A 21,047-nucleotide genomic window follows, 5' to 3' on the forward strand; every position below is an offset into this window, starting at 1 on the left:
ATCCCGTCAAATCAACAATGTATATAATCATGTATAAGATTTTTTATACCCATTTTCGCAACCTCACTGTTATAAAGAATTTCGCTCGCTCTATAGGTTACATAATGTACATTAAAGGAAGTTATAACCGAATATTCATACATCTATACGCACAAACCAGAGGATATGGAAAACCCTGAATTAAAGAACATGGACCTCCGTAATATCCTCAAATAAAAGATAGATGACCTCTTTCGATTTTGGGTCAATGCCTCTCACTTTCTTGGTACTTGGATTCATATCCGTGACTTTGATAGCTGCGCAACTAAAATCAAAGCCATTATGATACTTGACCTTTACAGTCAATCCGTCAGCCATGGATCGTTGAAGTGCAAAGCTGTTTTCCTCTATTTGTTGTTCATCCACGACAGGCTTTTCTATCCGTTTGTCTTCTATCCACATCTCTTTAAGCATTTCTATGTGTTCTGGCATCATGAGAGATGTCCATTTGATAGTGCCACGATCATTCATATTACCCATCATTTCCCCTCCTAATAACAAGAACGTTTGTTCTTATTATATGTAAAGGAATGTCCCTAATACAATAAAAGATCCCGTTAGTTCAAGCCCCAACTACCATGCCCAAAATCATCTTTGTTACGTTTATTGTTAGGTGAGGGTTCGATGCCCTCAACCTAACAACAAAAAAGGATAACCTCATATTAGAGGTATCCATTCTCTTTTAAGCTGGTATGAATGCTGGGATTAGAAGAGACGATTAAGGAATCTAATAATTGAATTCCTAATGTTTGTCCCGATTCATGTAAACGTCGTGTGACAGAAATATCTTCCTGGCTCGGTCTGACATCATTTGATGGGTGTTGATGAGCCACGATAATGGAGGCTGCATTATTTAGAATAGCGGACTTGAATATTTCTCTTGGATGTACAATACTAGCGTTTAATGAGCCGACATGCGCGCGATGGACAGCAACGACCTCATTTTTTGTATTCAAGCACATAACAAACATAACCTCTCGATCATCATCCCCGATAAATTCACTGGCCAATTCAGCAGCATCTTCAGGAGAGCGAACGATGCCTGTTTTCACCTCGATCTCTGCTTTCACCTGTTTAATACGCTGAACTTCCATTATTTTTTTCATAGTATCATTCCTCCTTTTTTGGTGACCAGGATTCAATTTTTTCGAGAATGACAGTAGAAGGGTGAGACCGCCGGTGAATACGAAGTATCAAGAAAGAAGTAGAGAATGTTAGAAAACCCAATGACTTAGGGATCGTAGAAGGTGATTTTCCTTCGTAGGAGCCCTTAGCCAACTTGGATTTCTTAGATTCTCTTGTTCTTTTGTAGACCCTTTATTTTCATCACGAGAAAACAATTACCATGAGGAGACCAAAGAAGGATAAATACCTCTGAGGAAAGCAAAAAAGCTGTTTTTTGCAGCTGATCTCTTTTGAGGCGTATGGCTTCATTGCTTTAGCTTGAAGTTATCGATTTGTGAGGGTTCGATGCCCGAACCAATCGCATAGATATTCCTTTGAATCATGGGAGCAAAGCGAAAGCGATCGACTGGCTTTCCGCTGGCAAGAGGAAAGTTACCTTTGAATGATTAAATTGTGGGATTGTTAATTTGCTAGGGAATAGTGGGCAAGTGTAAGGTGGAAATAACAGGACGTAGTTTATGTTATAGTCCAGAAAAGAATGCTAGGGGGGAGTATAATGAGCATATTCTTATATGTCTTTGGCTGGATTGTTCTGGCCTGTGGGGGTGGCTATGTTGGTTTAGCCATGGCTTGGGAATTACCGGCATTTACAATCGCTTATGGATTTTTTGCATTCATTGTAAGTGGCATTCTGTTATTCGCTATGGGCGAAGCTTTGGGCTACTTACGCCGCATTGCAGAATCAAACGAAAAGATAGCTCGAAGACGATGAGGACTATGAAGTCAGCTGGTCCATTCTAGAGCGTAAGCCTTTATTGCTTTGCTTCGAAACTAAACGCATAAATAATACATAAAGGAATAAAAGAGCTAAGCAACGTGTACACGCTTTAACCCCAAGAATTCAATTAACCTTAATACCAAAGACAACACAAACGTAAACATTTACGTTTGTGTTGTCTTTGGATAGGTAGTCTAAGTACATTTATGTTTTATCTTTATTACGCTCTTTTATGATGTTCAGGAAATCATATCCAAAGATCGATTATTTCATTTATATACTTGTAAGAGGGGGTGAATCAGGAATTGCGCACAGCTTTAAACAGGTAGATAATACTTATTTTCATCAAGGGAGTTAGCACTCCAACAACTACTGAAGTTTTTCTTTTTACACCTTAGATAAGCTTTATATGAAAGCAATTTACGTGTTTTTTCAAGATTTTCAGCGCTAACCTGGTGACCGGCTTTAGTATTATCACGCCATTTAACAAAATATATCTTATCTGACTCTTCTATATCATTACGATATACTGCAATTTGGTGGGGTTTAGGTATATTTTTATAATTTGCATGATTAGGAATTTGGTCATTTAATTCCTCAAAGAATACTGAGGGTCTAAACGGGTTGTTTGGTTTATATTTGAACCCCATTATTTTGCAAAATTCACTATATTCATCTAAGAATGGCTTAATGTAAAATCCACCTTTTACAGGGAGTTCGAAGTAATAATTATGTTTTACTATTCCAATAGCTAAGATATTGGGGTTCTCATCAATAAAATACATTACATCAAACTTAATGCTGTTAAATGTAAAATTAAACTTATACCGATCTATACTTTGATCTCTCATACTACTATATAGATTCTTTAAACCTGAAAGTTCCACCAAACTCCCTCCCCCAAAATTCAATTTAAGTATTTGTTTTTGTAAACGTCTGTGTTGCACCGAAATGACTTTTTACGGACAATACCCCTGCTTACTTCAACAGAGAGCTTTCCAGAAGCTGGTTATTTTCTAATTCATCCGCAAGAATTCGTATCCCTTTCGGACTTAACCAAATACCCCCTTTAAATTCTTGATTATCTTCTGAAATCTCTCCTGTAACGACACAAGCTTTACTTGCCCTATATTTTTTCAATATTAATTTGTCCTCGTCCATAAATATTTCTAATGGATCTTTCTCATGAATATCAAGCGTTCTTCTTAATTCTATAGGTACGACCACTCGCCCTAATTCATCAACCTTACGAACAATACCTGTACTTTTCATCGTGACTACTCCTTTAAACTAAATAATTTTCTAGCCTTTACAAAGGTTCAGCTTTGATTTGGTCAAAGTCGTTCACTAACCAACGCTCGCCTTCTTTCTGCAAAGAAACTTGTAACGTCATTTTCTTATAACTGGAATCCTGATTGGCTAAATTCTTCACTTCCTGCTTAAAGACCACATAAGCACTCTGATTTTCTTCAGCTAAATAAACTGTAACATCTGAAACATCAAACTCATATTGTAAGGTTTCTTTTTCACTGGAAAACTGCTTTTCGAATAAATCTTGAGTGAGCACAACTTCCGCCTCTTCTTTTCTTTCTTCATAATGATCTTCTTCAACATGAAACGTAGATTCGATAAATACATTCACGGTTTCTTTCATCTTTTGACTGGCTGCATCTTCTGATAGTTCTGTTTGTTCACGTTTAGAATTTTGAAGGTATTCAATTTGTTCTTCCTGTTTCTTTACGGTAGCTTCCAATTCTTGAATCTCATTGTCTTGACCTTCTGTAGTGGAAAGGCCAAACCAAACACCTATGATGACTAAAACTCCAACGATCAGCGTAACTGTTTTGATAAATAAGTCTTTTCGCATGTTATCCTTCCCCAAGATCGAGAAAATTTAATGGATCTTGGTGACCCCTCCATTCTTCTGTTTTAGCTTCTAAGTGAAGGTGTGGTCCCGTTGAATTTCCGGTACTTCCACAAACGCCTAATTTTTTGCCGGATTCTACGACTTCCCCTTTATCGACATGGATAGAAGATAAATGACCATAGGCTGAAATAATATCTCCATGATCCACCATGACTAAATTTCCGTAACCGTTACTCTGAGAAGCATAAACCACTCGGCCGGAATCAACGGATTGTATAGGAGTTACGCCTCCAATGCAGGCAAAATCTATCCCTTTATGATTTTCTCTTTCACCCGTAAATGGATCATCCCGTCTTCCAAAAGAACTGGTAATGTCTAAAGCCCCTTCAATCGGAACGGTCCATTCTCCACTTCCTACACCATCCGAAAAATCATAATAGCCAAGCACCTCATCCACATAATAAATATCTCCATAACAAGCATCATAAGGGACAGCTTCTGGTCGAATGCAACTATAGCTTCCTGTATGTTTTAACTCTTCATATTTCATAGCTGAAAATTCGATGGCTAAACCTTGCGTATAAGAACCTCCGTTATCCATCACAAAATCAATGAATCCCCCACCAAAATTATAACTCTGCAAAGCGAGCTTAACGTCTTGATCAGCTTGCTCTAACGTGTCGGCAAAATAAGCCACACCTTGTTCAATCGATGTTTCCGGATCAGTGATGCATCCCACAGAACCACACAACGATTCAGAAGCTTGCATGGGATCATCCCCCCTTCCTCCGGATTCTTGCATCATTAACGCTAAAAGGACCCCAACATGATCCTCTACACCTTCTTGCTTCGCATACTTGGTCACATCATCTTTATATTGCAGGACCTCTTGAGAAACATTCCCCACACTTCCGTTCGGAAGATCACTAGAATCATCGTTTGTGAGATTCCCCATCAATAAAACAAACATAAAGATAATCCCAAAAACGGCGCCGAACAATAACAAAAAAGGGAGAACATACTTTAGGAAAAGGCCCAGCATAGCTAATTTAGCTTTCGTTTCCACGTAATTTCTCAGCATGTTCTCCCTCCTTTATTGATCAGAATCTTGATTTAATCGTGAGGTACGATTTAATAATCCGCCTTCCAAATGGCCGCCAATGGTGCGTTCATAACTGTCTCTTTGTGAAGGTGGTCTTTCATTTTTAGGTTGAACAGATTCTTTAGGCTTTTTAACGTTGCCTTCTACCTTTCTATTCTTTGATATCATTTTGTTATTGTTGTTAGATTGATAGTTTGAAGCCCTTGATTGATAGGGGTTCCTTCCAGGCCACTTGTATGGATGCTTTTCTTGTCTCGGTTGATTGGTTTGTTGGCTTGAAGAATCAACTTTAGTGGATTGGCTTGTTTTTTCCTTATATTCCTTGATCTGTTGTTGAGCTTCCCATTTCTTGTTCGGTTGATCATTGCGAATGTTGGATGTTTCTCGGGTGGATGATGATTGCGGTCGATCCTTGTCCGAAAGAACGACCTCATTGTGGTATGGAGCCTCTTTTTGATTCGGGATCTCCCCACGCTGAACAGATGTAATATGATGAGCAGCTTGATTTGTTCTCTTTTTAGTCGAAGAACCAATTTTCTTCGCTGTAACTCCTGCTGCCGTCATAGTAGCCATCGTCTTCGCTTTAATGCTTTTCTTTTTAGGTTGGTTAGATGATTTTTGACTGGGGGATGCATTTATATGTTTCGCTTGATTCTTCTTAGGTCGCTTCTTATCTGATGTAAACCCTGATGTGTAATTGTGAGGGTTCCGTGCTCCAGCATGAGATGACTGTTGTATATAGTTAGCTCCCACAGCTGCTTTAGTTTCATCTGAGGTATCATTTGATCTGGACACTTGTTTTTCCTCTGGAATCACCGCCTCCTGATGATGTAGCTTCTCTTTTTGATTCGGAATCTCACCGTTTTGAACAGCGCGAATATGATCTCTAGATCTTCCAGCTTTCTCTTTAATCCTGCTCTTAACATTCCTTCCGGAAGTTTGCTCCTCTGGATGGGATGAATTTTGACCAGCTTGCTTTCCAGTTGGCACACCCTGCAGGCCTTTTTCTTGGAGCTTGCGCTTTCCTTTATTCACTTTGTTCATGCCTTTATAAGCTTTATTTTGTCTGTGCTTATTCCACATGCTTTTTCCTTTGTAAATGGCTCCACGCCCCATGCCTTCGGCGGCTCCCATATCTGATAAGTTAGGAGAGGCACCCTCGAGCATGTTAAAGACGAATTGACGTTTCATATACAAGAATAGGATCGCGACACTGAAAATGATTTGGATAAACATCCGGTAGTACACATCGTCATTAAAATTCGTCATATCATAACCGAGCGTAATAAAGCTGGTGGCCACAAGAACAAAGAACATCGTAATTCCTTTAAATAAAATCACCATAAATGTCCCTTTAGTGAATCTGCCAACTAAACTTTCAAAGCTAGGGAACAGGCTCACAAATAAAATAAATGGGACAAGCAGCATCATGATAATAAAAGCAAATTGAAGCATGATCCGAATCAGAGCAATAAAGAAAAAAACAACTCCCTGGATCACGGTAGAAATCATCATAATCATGACATATCCCATTTGTTTATAAGCATTTCCCGCGAAAATAGAGTCATTTCCATAGTTATTAAACTCTTCATCTTCTATATCAGCACGTTCATTAGAACCATCCTCCGTAGCCGGATCCGCAGCTAAGTAATTATCAATTCGTTCCGCATCCTCAGCTTTAATCGCTTCCTCATCGCTTGTTCCATAGTTAAGTAATAAGTACGGTTGATAGATCAATGCATCAAACACCTTATTTTCAACAGCTATGGAAACGTCACGAGCTGAATTTTGATCAAAATCCACAAATTCAAAGGCTCCTTCTTGCGATAACGAAGGGTTGGCTTGCATGACCACATTTTCTAAAGTCACAGACAATCCATGTGACAGATCAATGTAATTAAATTTTTCAGATTGGATGGAAAAAAGCAGGGATAGACTAATGAGAATAAGCGACAAAAGCTTCATGAACGCTCGCCAATCCTGCTGTATATAAGATCGAACAACGATCCCTATAGAAGCTATGGCTAAGGCGAATAAACCAAAATTATAGGTTAAGGCTCCAGCTGTACTCGACGTGATATTTTGGACGGATGATTTAGTCATCTCCACAATATCTAAGGAAAAGAGTTGATAAACAATCATCAGCACCATGGAAGCCATGGTTCGATTTATGGCCCAAAAAGCGTTCTTCATAAAATCCATCATTTCAGAACCGGACTGCCCCATAAAGTCATACCAGGCATCATCTGAATAAGTCATCAATTCATACCTATTTTCTTCGTATTCCTGAGATTTACGTTCCTCCTCATCAGCAGCTAACACCGTACTGGCCGGAATCAAAAAAGAGAAGATTACCAAAAAGGATAGTAAGAGTTTTTTACACATCGACTCTCCCCTTAAATTAAAGTGTTAATATTCCACACACTCATCAGTGATTTCTTCGAAACGTGGAGAATAATAAACTTCTTCTGTCTCCCCATCAAGCATTAAATCTCTTTCATATTCACCGTCATTAGTTTCCCAATACACTATATATTGGTTTTCAAAATCGTCTTCAGTAGATTTTTCTTCATAAGCTTTACAAGCTTTTACTACTGAAATATCGTCTTCTTTATAGCCTGATTTTTCAATCACCTTTTGACCTGCAGCTTCTTCTGTAATCAAGCTTTTCATTCTATCTTCATCTAAATCTAAGTTGTTGCCCCCGCATCCGGCCATAACTAGCAAGGCAGAAGCAACAAACACTAATCTTTTCATCTCATCCACTCCTTCTAAGAAAAGGCTTCTTCCAGCTGTACAGCATCGGATTCCTTCTGAGTCGTCTTAAAGGCTTCAAACCATTCGTCGAATAAAATATCGATAGCAATCGCCTGGTTCCGTCCCCGGTGATCCTGGAATAAGCACATTCCTGACTTCAAATTATGAACCACTTCAATATTGGCAGCGTTCTCTTCCATATCAAAGAAATTCAAAATCGGCTTAATGGCCTCATCTGATTTAGGTCGAAACGCAAATTTAATCCCGATTTGCTCTTTCGTCGTATCCACGTTGAAATCATCATAAGCCTGGGTCACAAGGACAATATCGGTTCGTAAAGATCTTCCCGTACGCAGCATTTCATCAATCAAATCTTGACCATTTTGAGATCGTTTAAGCGTCCAGGCTTCATCAAAAATAATCATGGCATCTTCATCTTTTCGAGTGGAAAAGATATGAACATATTTAGAAATCGACATCATCAAACATAGACCGATGCGTTCTTCTTCGTTCATATTGTTCGAAGTTGGAAGACGTAAGCCTTGAAGCCCGAGCACGTTAATCTGCTTTTCAAAATCTAACCCATAGGATTCATCTGTCCCAAATAACATACGTCCCAATCCATACTTGTACTTTTGAATGAATTTACCAAGGATGTGATCCTTTTCTAAAATGCGCTCTAAAACCCCGGTTAACGTAGGACGCTCGGACTGATTCACTTCTTCCAAAACAGAATCATAGATCGTCACGGATTCATCACGGGAGCCACTAACTTCGGCCAATGTATCCAAAATCATCGTGGCTGTTTGAATGGATTGATCCCCTTTCAGAAAAACCAAGGGATCTAAAGCGCCGTGAAATTCACTTTGTTCCGATAAATGAATGAAATTGATCCGTTCATACAGCTCTCTAAATTCAGGTATATCTCCAAACTTTTCTAGAGCTTCCTTATAGTAGTTTTGAAATTCATTTTTAGGATCAATGTATAGCACTTTCGATCCTAAAAATGTCGACCATGTAAAGAAATTCTTAACGAGCATCGATTTCCCACTTCCAGGTGGCCCCGTGATTAATATATTTCCATTGGTATGAGTAGCCCCGGAAATCGCCTTCTTCGTTAAAAGAGGGTTAAATACGACGATGTTGTTATTGATTTCTCTCGCTTGCTCGACACTCGAAAGTTTCTTTCCAGTGACGACTTTTCCCAATACCATCCCAAATCTGTTGCCGATTTTATTCGATAAATCCATAGCTGATTGAGCAAGGTACGTTTCGTCCACCACTTGTTCAAAGTAGTTATACTCGACGTAGGAAGCAGGCAGGGAATGAGTAAATAAAGTAAGTTGATCCACTAAGGGCGTAACCAATTGAAATCCAGTATTTTTAAAAAGATTCCGCAGAGCTTCCTGTTTGGCTTCCAATCCTTCTTTGCTGCGGTCAGCCAGCACCATGGTAAAGTTCATAAAAAGCAGCTTCCGCGTATCAGCCTTTACATCATCAAGTAGGTGATCAAGCCGTTGAGACGCCATTTCGACCACCGTATCTTCATCGGCCGTTTCGGTACTTTGAATTTCGTGATCAAAGTTAGCAAAACGTTTCTTAAGTTTCCGGACCTGGCGGACATTGGTAGAGTTATCTTTAAATGTATAACTGATTTGAAACTCGACAGGAAAATCGATATTTTCAATAATATCCTGGATAAAGCGATAGCCTTCCAGGGAAACCGGCATTTCATGAAAAGGCATAAACGAAAGGTATTCGGTATAATCTTGATGAGTGACCGTCATATACCCTTTTTCATTTTTAATGATCCCTTCGGTAAGATTGTAATCATTCTCAGGGATCTGGAACATATCACTGGTTCGGTGGAACATGAAATAAATCAGGCGGTCCAATTCATCTTCCGTTAACTTCTCAAAGCTTTTATTGTAAGCTGTCCGGTTACTAAACGAGCGTTCCAATGATTCATAATAAGAGAAATCATCTTCCACATGGGTTTGAAAGGTCATAAGTTTAGCTAAATCATCCCGTACGCGCTTCACAAATTTCTTTCCTAAATCCATAACATCAGAGGTGCTCACTTCATCCACTTTATTTAAGTGAATCGACACATACACGTCATATTCATGAAGAAACACTTCATTTTTTAATGTTTCTGAAGCTCGATTAAAGTAGGCTTTTCCGATATCCGCAAATTCACCTTTGACAATCTTGTCGTTAATAACCTCCGTGAATTGATCAAAGTCGAATCGCTTGGGAAGAATCATGATGTGGTAGTCATGCTCATCATGGGCTAAAAATTCAGCTGTACGCTCAACGTAGCTTTGAAAATCCACTTCACTATTTAAGCGAATGTACTCTTCATTCAATTTGTAAAACGCCCATACCTGCTTCCTCTTATTAAAAGCCATATTTTTATGGCGGTGAGCGATAGGAAATTCGAGAATGGGTTTCTTCATGAATCATCACCTTCCTTCTTTACAACAAAAGGTTCAAAGGACATGTCTTTCTCCACCTGATCATGAGCTACTTCCACAAAATGTTCGTACTGCTTGTGTCGATGTCGATAAAAATAAAACCGATCTCTCACGTAAGGGATAAACCCTTTATGATCGTATTTCAGATTAAAGACGACAAAGGTAATCGTTCCCGGGATCACCGTGATCAGAATCAGCCAGTTCTTTGCAACAAATCCTAATAGATTCGCATCACTTTGAATCCCCAGGATCACAAAACTAAAAATCAATAGAGCAGCTAGAAGTATAGAAAAGATGACCTTTCGAACTTCCAATCCATTCGCAAATTCCACAGATCCCATACGATAGATTTTGATAGGATATTTATATTCGGATGTGAAATTTTCTCCAACCTTCAAAAACATCCCTCCTACAGGTGAAAAGAAAAGGAGATCGCCCCCCAAGTTCTCATTAGTTGAAAATCGCGTCTCCAACAGCTCTCGCCAATTGTTCAAACTGAGGACCAAACATAACAACAACTAAGCAAAGAACACCTAACGTCAAACCACTCCAAAACTGGCCCCAATCTTCTCTTGTGTAAGCCACAAGAGCACGAATAGCCATGATCAGCAAAATAAGAAAACCCACCTGCGACACGATGTTAGAGGTAAGACTCTGTAAATCAAAATTCATCGGTAATCCTCTCCTTATTGAATAGTTTCAACATAATAATTGTTCGTTTCATTTTGTGTTTCTGAAAGCTCTAGCTCATAGGTGTAAGAACTGGTAAGGGATGTTTCCTGATCTTTATATTCAACGTCTGCGATGACCTCGTAACCTTCTTCTCTACTCACCAGCTGCTGAACCGTCGCTGACTCAAAAACTTGGTTTGATAATCCTTTTTCAACAGAAGCCATGAACGGCAATTTATCATCACTGACGCCATAGGAAGTAAAGAAATTTTCTAGAAAGCTTTGAATGCTGTCCTGATCGGTGGATGTCACGTCTTCACCTTCTAATTCCTGTTCTTCAAGTGGAATACTAGCTTTTAAATCGCTCTGAACAATGCGCACGTTCTCATAAACAGCGTATCCGCCCCCATCAGTAACAACGGGAACAATCACTTCTACCTGATTTAAAACTGTACGTGGATCCTCATCCTCTACTTCCTCGCGAACTTCATACGTCACCTGATAATGAACCTTGGTCTTTTCACCGTTAATCCGATCCGTTTTTAAATACGCTAAATCTTCAATGGATCTTGATCCTTTAAACCCTTCAGGCTGTAAGCCTGAAGTATCAAATCCTTTGACGTAAAAGGTGCTTAGTTCCTCCATACGCTCCTCTCTTTCTTCTTCATCATTTGGGATCGTAAAATAACTTTCTAAAAAGTCGTTCGTGTAAGAAATGACAGCATCAGACGTAATCATATCAGCTTTTCCTACATCTCCAATGCGTTCTTCAATGGAGCTTTGTTGAGCTTTCACAGAATTTCGGATCGTCTGATACTTGCTAAAAAAAATGACATTGAACAGTAAGGATAAAGCGATCACCGAAAAGAATATAAGGCTGGCTGCACGACTGGCTTTCTGCCTTGAAAAAGAAACTTTCCGATTATTCTTTGTTTTTTTCTCCTTTTCTTCGTTTTTAGATTTCGGTTGTCCCTTCCTCCAAAAAAGCTTAAATTTCTTCATTTGCTCACTCCCTCCAGAAGTTATAAGCCTTTCAATGGATGACGAACATATACAATTTCCGGCTTTTCAATTTCATGAGAAGCTTTACGAGCGATAATGAATTGGCCTTTGCTGAGCTGCCTGATTTCATCTGGTGTAATCACATACTTTTGTACGTGCCGCAAAGACCCTTGATCGGCTTTTCGATCCCTTCGCTCAATTCTTCCGGTCTGTTTCTCCGTTTGAATGGTTAAATCCACATCTTTATAGGTTCCTAACGTGTTCGCCCAGGCTTCCACTTCTTGGGGATGATTGGTTTGCCCAATGGCATACGTGTTCGTGTTTCCTACCACTTGTTTAGCTAAAGTAGGATCAATTTTCTCTAAGTCTGCTAACATCTGCGTGGCAATGATACAGTGAAAACCAGCAGAGCGTGATTTATTAATGGTATCCACGATTTTGTCATTGGCATAGACAGAAAACTCATCATAAATGGCTAAAAACGGTTCATCTTTTGACTTCTGACGATTTCGATAAGAAACGAGATAATTCAAATCGAGAATCAGGAATCGAGCAATCACTTTGATGAAATGGTCATAAATCAATCCATCAAAGCTAAAAAATAGCGCTTCTTTATTTTCACTGACCCGGATTAAATCGACGTCATTCTCACTTTCTTTGAATAAATGGCCAATTTCACTATCTAGCAATAAATAAATCTGCGTACGAACCGATGAGGCATTAGAGAATAAATATAGATCCCCTTCCTCTTCGTGCTCATACCTTGTAAAGAATCGTTCATAATTTCTTTCAGCTCGTTCGCTTCTGACATGTTTAGTGATAGTCTTAGATGCTGATGAATTTTCTTTAGAAATAAATTCTTCTTCCGTTGCAGCTGCTTCACTTTCTCCCCCATCAAAATAAGAAGCAAAATCCTCTTCTCCTTCTTGGTTCGCTTCAAAATCGGAAGGTCCAGAAACCTCTTCATATGGAGCTGACTCTATCACTTCCTTCGTATCCCCATTGAGCACCTTCTTAATTTCAGTAGGGTCTAAAAACTTAGAAAATGTCCATAAATCACGCTTAAATCCATAGTCGTCTATAAATTGAATGATCGCCTGTACAAGAGATGTCGATATGTCCGTATAGTAAGTAGACTCTGTTTCAATAAGTTGCTGTAGTTTGTCTTTAATAACGGTCGCGTTGCCGTACTTTAACGGATTATAAGTGACCTTGCCTTCATCTGAAAAAATCATTAACTCTTTTCCATACTTCTCACACAAGGACTTCACGTCATCGATACTTTCTTTTGATCCTTTACCATCAATAAAGAGAAACGGATAATTTCTCATAAGCGCAAATTCTATATAATTTAATAAAAGAATCGTTTTACCTCCGCCCGTCGTAGCCGGAAGAAACATATGCTGATTAATCTCCTTAAAGTCTTGATAAAAAGGCTTCCCATTCTCTGAAACCCCAAGCAGCAGCTGCGTCACATCTTTTTGCTTACGCCATTTCTTCTGCACTTTTTCATTAAGTTTAAACCTGTTCTTGTATGTTTTTTCATAAGTGGAACTATCTTTGAATTTCTCCCTTTCATCTTCTTTGGACTGAACGCGCTTGGATCGGTAATATTCTGTGAGCAGATTCCAGCCGTAAGAAACAACCAATCCCCCACTCACATAAAGAACATAGGACGATAGAGTTAAAGGAAAACCCGAACCGGTGAGTTCTTGCAGCCACGATAAATCAACAGGAAGTAAACCATATAAACCTAGGTAACTCTCATACTGAAAAAACATCGTAAACCCAAAAACTACAAACCCCAAAATCGCTGCAATGAGATGAAATCTCAAATTCAAAATAATTCTAAAAATAGCAAAAAATGGAAGTGAGAATAAAAAAAGGGGGAGTATAATCAATGCCCCTACTAACATTGCAACTCCCAAAGCTAATTCCTGACTAACCTGACTAGTGCTCTTTCCTTGAGTAGCTAAATCATGTTGTCTCGTATCTCTATTTTTGCTTTGCATGTTCGACAACCCCTTCTCTCAGGTGTAACTGCAACATGCTGGAAGTAAAACCTTCTTCTTTAGCATACTTCCCTACAGTATTTTGAATCTTTTTGCTTTCACAAACATAGCGAACCATATCATACTGACCATTAAGAATTTCGTCTTTATAGCGAGCCAACTTATGTATGTATCTCTTAGATGCCTTCTGAGTTAACTCAACTTCTAAAGCAATCTTCTTTACATTTTCAAAAACAATCCCATCTGGAATACGATCAGCTACTTTATTAATTTTTTGAGCATCCTTACGATCACTAGAGGAAAAATTATCGTGAATGTATTGGCTCCGAAGTTCCCTTTCTGTCATAAATTCAAAAGAGATCCCTCGTAATTCTGCAGCGTTCTTATAAGATAATAAACAGTCGTTCATCGACAATTGATGCTCCAGCTGCTTATAATTCACTCGAGAAAAAGGGGTCAACTCACTGCCTAAGAAATGAACCCCTCGTGGTCTCACATAAAGCAATCGATGATACCCAATTTTTTCTTCAGCAATAAACCCAAGATTAACTAATACCTTCTTTGTACTATAAATAGAAACAGAAGAAACCTGGCCCTCCAAATAATGAATCAACTGAGTCGAAGTAATGACCCCAAACCGATTAATCCCTTCTAATACTTGCCGTTGCTTATCCGTTAACAGCTTCAATACAATCCTCCTCAAATTCCTCCTCCCATATTGTAAACCTAAAACCTATTTCAGAAAAACTTAAAAACTAACATTCACAATACTAGAAATAGAATCTGACCACTTCTCCACTTTGTAGCAACCAAAAACTGGAACCCGTCCACACCTCTACTACAAACTTAAATACACCTTAAAAATATTTTGGATTATGAACCATATATTAACATCTATTTACAGAAAATTCAACCAATTATTCAAATTTATTCGTGCGCCGGCCGCCCCATGGTTTCCTGACCACCCGCAATCACCAGTACATCGTACGTTGAGTGTGGGTGGTCAGGAAAATTTTTAAGCGAACAGCGTAAAATAATGGGGCGGCCGGCGCACGTGTACCAGCAAATCAATAAAGTAAATACCTTAAAAATCTTTTCATCCAAATTTAAAGCTATTTTTCATATATTTTAAAGCTAATTACCCTCTATTAATTCACTTAACCAAAGACCATCTAAGCCATGATCAACGGTCCAACCACCCTCTAGTACAAAATTTTACTTTTGAAACAAAAATGTAATATAAGAACAGAGATTCCCAGTTAGAACAAAGATAGATAGCTAGGAAACCACCAATTTCTAATAGCTTAAAAACCCTACAAGACTAAAAGCAAGTAACACGGAAGAGGTCAATAAAGATATGTATTGGCAGACTGGCCTATTAATTTTCAACAAAGCATGGGGGTTCTGCACCTTAATTCATAATGGGTGGCCCACTGTTCAAATGGTAAGAAGAAACCTTCAAACACATGCCCTAAGGATTGATCTTCAAACAGAAATGCCTGGTACATTGATTTCCATGTGACTCCATGACGAATCAGCTTTTTACGTAACTGTAAAAAGCATTTAAACAAAATCTCGCGGCTGGCTATATACGTTTGTTGGCCACGTCCTTTTCCTTTAACTACTTTTATAATCTTAGCCGAACGCTTTAAGACTTCTTTTAAAGTAGATACAGCCATCCCTAGTTGTTCAGCTAATTTCGCTTGGGAATCACAAATAAACACATCGGTAAGCTCCTTTTCGGAGCTTGTGTGCGTTTTTAAATAGTCCAGGATATCTTGTTCCCATTCCTCATAATGCGAGCGTTCACGGTCTTTTCTCGCCTTCTTAAACTTGTACCACCCCTTGCCTGCTGCAAGATTAATAGATTGATCGGTCCATTGATCGAGTAACCCTTGAATGTATTCTGTTTTGGCCCCTTTATACCGTCCGGAATAAGCTGACTTCATCGTACGCTTAAACTCACTTTGGCTCATGGGGTTTTCTAAATTGGAATTAAATTGATCCAGCTCATTAAAAGCTTCCTCATAGGTACGACCACTGCCGTAATTCGCGATAGCCAGAGTCAAAAGGGCATTATTTCTGCTGCTCATATAATTCCCTTCATGAATGTGAGTCGAGTTTAGAATCGCACGATACCATTCCTGGTGAATCTGAGATTCCTGGTTCGGAGCGTAGACGACATGAAACGCTCCTTTACGTTTTCTTCTCTCATACGCTTTGGACCACTCGATCAAAGCAGCTGCAGACACCGTTTGCTGATCATTAAAGTACAACACATTTTCGTTGTTAGGAATCCGATAAAACCCAAAAGGATTGCACCCTTGATCAACCGGAACATGGCTGGCCAAGGCTTCTTTTATGTTGGCTACAATTCGATGGGCTACTTTGAGCACTTGATAATTGCTCTCTTTAGTCAGGAACATAGGAGCTTCCAGAACAAAATAAAATTGATAGCCTCTTGGAGTTTCTAAGATGATACTTGGAGCTGGTACCCCTTCTTCTTCACAGGCTAAGAAAAAGGCAAATAAGTCCGTATTTTTGGTATCAACATCAATAACGAATGTATTGATTTGTTTTAAGTTCTCTTTCGTATGTCCCTGGAGAATACGTTTTTTGAAATCTATGTATGTACCGCCTAAAAAGGTATTCGGCGTCCAATGCGTCAGGTGGTCGCATTGTTCCTGGAGCGTCTCATAAGACGTTACGATATGACCTTTGCCCTGACTCAATTTTTCCTTGGAAGGCGAAACAAACACGACGCCTTTTTTATTAGATTCTCTTTTATAAGCCGCATGCTGCTTTGGCAAAGAGGCTCTGGATCCTTTTGTTTTATAGGTTTTTAAACTTTTACGGGTGACAAATTCAATAACATTCGATACATCCATCACATACCCTCCCTTAATGAAAAATGGCATACAAAAAACCGTTACAAGCCTTAGCCCATAACGGTCTTCACCATAACTTCAAATAAGAGAATAACAGAATTTCCCACTTTTAAAATTGAATAAAGAAGCCGAAAATTCTTGCGCAAAAATGAATGATATTATATAGTAAAGTATATAATATATTCAAAGACATGATGTTGTCAGCATCATGGTTCCTATTTGAAGCTAGCGTTGGTGGTCAGCCGTTTGGGCTAGCTTTATGAAAGAGCGTTGTTGTCAGCAACGCTCTTTTTATTTATGTATATGTTTGTCTTCTTTGCTAGTAATCTATCGAATTTATTTATACTATACAAGGTCTCTTCCTCTTCGTCTACCCCCTAATTCCTTTCAAACCAGCACTTGTAACCGCATTCAAAAAGTAAATGTTTACGTTTACGTTTGTGAAAATTACGTTCAGCTATTGACCTTATGAGGTTTTAATGTTTGTTTACATTTACGTAAACGTAAATGTAAACGTATTATAAAAAATTTAATTTTTTCTTTAAACACTGATTTCACTTTTAATAGAAGGGACTTAGTAAAAATTCAAAATGGAGATTAGAAAAGTGATATACAAACTTCGTTCTTTAGTTCCAAAAGCTCCTATCTTTCTATCAAGGAAACAAATGATGATGTGACGAATATAAAAGACAACCAGTAAAGTTGATCTAACGATATGTGCCGTTGAGATGACGACAATACGAAAGAGGGTGACAATGATGGACTACGAACGAACGTACACGCTTGCTGAAATCGCAAAAAAGATGAAACGCCCCCGCACTACCCTACAATCGTGGAAGGATCAGTTTTCAGAGTTTCTTCCTTCGATAGGTAGAGGGAGGAACATGCGTTACGAAGAAGATGCACTAGAAGTTTTTAGTATCATTGAGAAAATGAAAGAAGCTGGTGAACCACATGAACGGATTCGAGAGGTCTTACAGAGTGCAGTCCCCGTCATTACGATCGACGACGTATCAAACGACGTGATGCCGAAACCTATTGTGAATACGATGATTGAGGGGTACGAATCTTTTTTTAAAGAGATTCAACTGCAGAATAAACTGTTGATGGAACAAAATGAATCCTTCCGCAAACAAAACGAAGAACGAAAAAAAGAGTATGTAGAATTAAAAGAACAATTAAAAAACCTCCAGGAAACAAACGAGACTTCAAAGGAACAGATGATGCAGCAAGCGACTCGTCGAGATGAATTGTTAATGAAAACCATGACAGAAATCATGGAACAAAAACAAAAGCAAGGGTTTTGGTCTCGGTTATTTGCTCCTCGAAAAGAGAATGATCAGGAACCTGAACATACTTTAAAGTAGGAATCCTCGTAAAACCAAAAACACACAAACGTAAACGTTTACGTTTGTGTGTTTTTAAATTATTTCATATTAAACAATAATAGAAATTGAGCACTCTTTAGGTCGTATTATAAAGTGTCGCCACCAACTAGTACGAACGACGACGTATCAAACGACATGATGACGATGACTTATTTTTTGATTACGATAATGGGGTTCTTTAAATAATTTCTTCTATCGAATGAGCTGCGAGAAAAATTATCGGAGAAAATCAAAAATTTTAGTCTCAGCTTTTTTACTCGCCAAGAAGCCACCCCTAAACCAGAACATACTCCCCCCTTAAACACAAACGTAAACGTTTGTGTTTTTTAGATCCAAATAATAAATTATTTTGATGCACTACATGACCGGGTTTGAAGATAGAGATTCAGACCCTTTATGACGATAGACGACGGATAAAACAACATGACGACGACATCTCCAGTGATTACAATAGTGGGGGATATGAAGCTTATTATAATGTGATTCAACAACAGTTATAAACTAGATTATTTTCTCCTCAAACAAGAGAGTGTATGTGAGCGTCAACACACTTTAAATAGATCCTCAAAAAGTTAAGATGCAATATTCACAAACGTAAACGTTGACGTTTGTTTTATTTTTTTCAGATAGGGGGAATGGCAGGAAAATGCGGATTTACAACGCTAAATGTATCTGTTTCCTTTTGGTGGTTCAGGTTAGTAAAAGTAAGTACATTTTGAACACTTATTTCACATATATGCATTGTAATGTTTATCTGTTTATCTCGAAACTGAGTCTTCCAATATACCAGCTAATAGAAGGTCAATAGGTAAGGGTAAAAAAGATGAAATAGACGTGGTACAATAAAATTGAACATACTAAATAAACTTCAATCATAATAGTTTGAAGTATTTTCTATAAAAGTATATTATTGGTTTCTTCTAAATCACATAGGCCTTTTTACTTTTTAAGATGGCATAAATCCAGTGAATGAGCTTGTTTGCACAAGCGATGATCGCCACTTTATGTGGTTTGCCTTCTTCGCGTTTTTTGTTGTAATAAGCTCTTAGTTTTGGGTTTCGATTCTTGGTTATTCCGCATTGGACCGCGTTATATAGACTTTTTCTAAGGATAGACGATCCTCTTTTGGTAATTCGGTTAATGCTTGCTTTAAACTGACCAGATTCATGCACTCTTGGGTCAATCCCAGAGTATGCCACGAGTTTCTTAGGGTGGTTAAACTGATCAATTTCCCCAATTTCGGATAGGATTGTGGCCGCAATCTTTCTGCCAATACCGGGGATTGATCGGATAATTTCATATTCATCAAATTCTTCAGCCAAGGCATCTATTTCTTTTATGAGCTTCGATAGGTGCCTTTGGTATTGGAGAAGAAGTTGAATAAACATCGTTAAACCCTCTACATGACTTGTATATAAATTACGTTTGAAAGGGTTTCGATCAGCTGCCTCTTTGAGCTGGCGGGCTTTATCTAATGCCCATCCATAGGAACGTTTAGCTCCTTGTTGGCGAATCACTTCAGCTATTTTTTCCTTCGTTTCCTCCTTAACCCCTTGAGGTGTCTGATAGTGGAGTAACGTTCTTAACGAGGTCGGAGAATACAGATCTCCAAAGGCAGTCTTATATTCAGGAAACACTTGATCCAATACGGTTTGGAACTGAAGTTTAATTTGTACATAAGTTCCTGTTAACGCGTCATGTTGGCGGGTTAGATTCCTCAAGTTCATGAATTTGACAGCTTTCTTCTTGAAAGGTTTAAGGTCATCATACAGATAATAAAGTTCCCCTAAACGAAAGGCATCAATGGCGTCGGTCTTTACTTTCCTTAAGCTCATCTTCTTAGCTTCGTGTGAAAGAACCGGATTCACTAAATAATAGACAATTTGTTGATCTTCTAAGAACTGTAAAACGGGTTCATGGTAATGACCAGTAGATTCAAAAACGACGACCGGAGGTCGCCCTGTGACTTCCTCCACCTCTAACCAAAACCGATGAAAATCGTGTAAACCTATGAAATTATGCTCGAAAACAAAACTCTTTTTGTAAGGTTCCTTCTTTTGTAAAAAGGCTTGTACTTGGCTTTTTCCCTTCGAGATATCCAGGCCAATAACTGGATCCATTCATTATCACATCTCCTTTTATTATATTCGCCGGCAGCCCCTAATCTAGCTTGTAGTCTCATAGCTTCGCTTGTTATGCGGGATCTAGGTCCCAACCAGCCTCAAACATGTTTCTACAAGTAGGGGGAGGACAGTATACAGGACGGGATCAGACTCCCAAGGGCAGGTACGTCCTTCCCCGGCTACCTAAATAATAACCTATAAAAAATAGGTCAACCAGAAATGACTGGATGACCTTATAATACGATAGGGCAGCATTCCTGTTATGAAGAAATATCGTATTTCACCAAAAAATGACCTCTTGGTATGATAGATATGTCCTGAAGCTGGCCAGCACAAAGGACAAATTCGTATACCAGGAGGCCACGAAATGAATTATAACCAAAATACAAAGCTTGCTCAAATAACTTCGCAAACTCTAATTGTAGGCGTAGATATTGCGAAACACAATCATGTCGCACGAGCTCAAGATTTTAGAGGTATAGAACTAGGATCATCTCTAACATTCGAGAATACACAAGCAGGATTCAATAGCTTACTTGACTGGATTCAGCAGTTACTTACGGATCATAATAAGAATCAAATCTTGATTGGTATGGAACCTACCGGTCATTATTGGCTCAACCTAGCTCACTTTTTAAAGGAGAAGGATATCAAGTTCGTGGTAGTAAACCCCTCACATGTGAAGAAATCAAAAGAGTTGGATGATAATTCACCTACAAAGAATGACATCAAAGATGCGAAGGTTATTGCACAATTAGTGAAAGATGGGAGATACGCTGAACCAAACATTCCGCAAGGAGTTTATGCAGAACTCCGTG

19 protein-coding genes are annotated in these 21,047 nt (G+C 38.7%); 3 read left to right on the forward strand and 16 right to left on the reverse strand.

The features are described 5' to 3' along the window. Positions 1 to 180 precede the first annotated feature (180 nt). Positions 181 to 522, reverse strand: coding sequence for a YolD-like family protein (locus tag LF822_RS22290; protein ID WP_253926287.1), 342 nt, complete (start codon positions 520 to 522; stop codon positions 181 to 183). A 179-nt stretch (positions 523 to 701) separates the two neighbouring features. Further along, complete coding sequence (locus tag LF822_RS22295) at positions 702 to 1,145, reverse strand: JAB domain-containing protein (protein WP_253926288.1); 444 nt, start codon at positions 1,143 to 1,145, stop codon at positions 702 to 704. Between the two features lie 575 nt (positions 1,146 to 1,720). Here LF822_RS22295 and LF822_RS22300 point away from each other — a divergent pair. Then, positions 1,721 to 1,936: a hypothetical protein gene (locus tag LF822_RS22300; RefSeq protein WP_253926289.1), complete on the forward strand. Its 216-nt coding sequence runs from the start codon at positions 1,721 to 1,723 to the stop codon at positions 1,934 to 1,936. Between the two features lie 323 nt (positions 1,937 to 2,259). Here the strand turns inward: LF822_RS22300 and LF822_RS22305 are convergent, their stop codons facing one another. The 13 genes from LF822_RS22305 to LF822_RS22365 form a co-directional block, all read right to left on the reverse strand. Beyond that, positions 2,260 to 2,829, reverse strand: coding sequence for a DUF6037 family protein (locus LF822_RS22305; protein WP_253926290.1), 570 nt, complete (start codon positions 2,827 to 2,829; stop codon positions 2,260 to 2,262). 91 nt (positions 2,830 to 2,920) lie between these two features. Then, on the reverse strand, positions 2,921 to 3,214 hold the full coding sequence (locus LF822_RS22310; RefSeq protein ID WP_253926291.1) for an AbrB/MazE/SpoVT family DNA-binding domain-containing protein: 294 nt from the start codon (positions 3,212 to 3,214) through the stop codon (positions 2,921 to 2,923). 37 nt (positions 3,215 to 3,251) lie between these two features. Further along, complete coding sequence (locus tag LF822_RS22315) at positions 3,252 to 3,809, reverse strand: hypothetical protein (RefSeq protein WP_253926292.1); 558 nt, start codon at positions 3,807 to 3,809, stop codon at positions 3,252 to 3,254. A 1-nt stretch (position 3,810) separates the two neighbouring features. After that, a complete protein-coding gene (locus LF822_RS22320) occupies positions 3,811 to 4,890 on the reverse strand; it encodes a lysozyme family protein (RefSeq protein WP_253926293.1) in 1,080 nt (359 codons plus the stop codon). Positions 4,891 to 4,902: 12 nt separating this feature from the next. Continuing rightward, on the reverse strand, positions 4,903 to 7,296 hold the full coding sequence (locus LF822_RS22325; RefSeq protein ID WP_253926294.1) for a type IV secretion system protein: 2,394 nt from the start codon (positions 7,294 to 7,296) through the stop codon (positions 4,903 to 4,905). 24 nt (positions 7,297 to 7,320) lie between these two features. After that, complete coding sequence (locus LF822_RS22330; RefSeq protein WP_253926295.1) at positions 7,321 to 7,668, reverse strand: hypothetical protein; 348 nt, start codon at positions 7,666 to 7,668, stop codon at positions 7,321 to 7,323. Positions 7,669 to 7,682: 14 nt separating this feature from the next. Then, positions 7,683 to 10,127, reverse strand: coding sequence for an ATP-binding protein (locus tag LF822_RS22335; RefSeq protein WP_253926296.1), 2,445 nt, complete (start codon positions 10,125 to 10,127; stop codon positions 7,683 to 7,685). Beyond that, a complete protein-coding gene (locus LF822_RS22340) occupies positions 10,124 to 10,543 on the reverse strand; it encodes a TcpE family conjugal transfer membrane protein (protein WP_253926297.1) in 420 nt (139 codons plus the stop codon). The genes LF822_RS22335 and LF822_RS22340 overlap by 4 nt, the downstream gene beginning before the upstream one ends. Before the next feature lie 52 nt (positions 10,544 to 10,595). Continuing rightward, the gene (locus tag LF822_RS22345; RefSeq protein WP_253926298.1) at positions 10,596 to 10,817 is read right to left on the reverse strand and encodes a hypothetical protein; all 222 of its coding nucleotides are present in this window, start codon (positions 10,815 to 10,817) and stop codon (positions 10,596 to 10,598) included. Between the two features lie 14 nt (positions 10,818 to 10,831). After that, the gene (locus LF822_RS22350; RefSeq protein WP_253926299.1) at positions 10,832 to 11,818 is read right to left on the reverse strand and encodes a conjugal transfer protein; all 987 of its coding nucleotides are present in this window, start codon (positions 11,816 to 11,818) and stop codon (positions 10,832 to 10,834) included. 20 nt (positions 11,819 to 11,838) lie between these two features. Further along, positions 11,839 to 13,830: a TraM recognition domain-containing protein gene (locus LF822_RS22355; protein ID WP_253926300.1), complete on the reverse strand. Its 1,992-nt coding sequence runs from the start codon at positions 13,828 to 13,830 to the stop codon at positions 11,839 to 11,841. After that, positions 13,814 to 14,518, reverse strand: a complete 705-nt coding sequence (locus LF822_RS22360) for a hypothetical protein (protein WP_253926301.1) — start codon at positions 14,516 to 14,518, stop codon at positions 13,814 to 13,816. Before LF822_RS22360 ends, LF822_RS22355 begins: the two co-directional genes overlap by 17 nt. Before the next feature lie 697 nt (positions 14,519 to 15,215). Next, a complete protein-coding gene (locus LF822_RS22365) occupies positions 15,216 to 16,718 on the reverse strand; it encodes a primase C-terminal domain-containing protein (RefSeq protein ID WP_253926302.1) in 1,503 nt (500 codons plus the stop codon). 755 nt (positions 16,719 to 17,473) lie between these two features. On the opposite strand from LF822_RS22365, the gene LF822_RS22370 reads away from it, so the two are divergent. After that, entirely contained in the window at positions 17,474 to 18,085 is a 612-nt protein-coding gene (locus LF822_RS22370) for a MerR family transcriptional regulator (RefSeq protein ID WP_253926303.1), read from the forward strand. A gap of 941 nt (positions 18,086 to 19,026) precedes the next feature. On the opposite strand, the gene LF822_RS22375 is transcribed toward LF822_RS22370, so the two are convergent. Next, positions 19,027 to 20,226: an IS110 family RNA-guided transposase gene (locus LF822_RS22375; protein WP_253926304.1), complete on the reverse strand. Its 1,200-nt coding sequence runs from the start codon at positions 20,224 to 20,226 to the stop codon at positions 19,027 to 19,029. Positions 20,227 to 20,596: 370 nt separating this feature from the next. Here LF822_RS22375 and LF822_RS22380 point away from each other — a divergent pair. After that, positions 20,597 to 21,047: IS110 family transposase (locus LF822_RS22380; protein ID WP_253926305.1), on the forward strand; the 451-nt coding region annotated here is incomplete at its 3' end.

This window comes from Halobacillus sp. A5, from assembly GCF_024189315.1.
Classification (GTDB): domain Bacteria; phylum Bacillota; class Bacilli; order Bacillales; family Halobacillaceae; genus Halobacillus_A.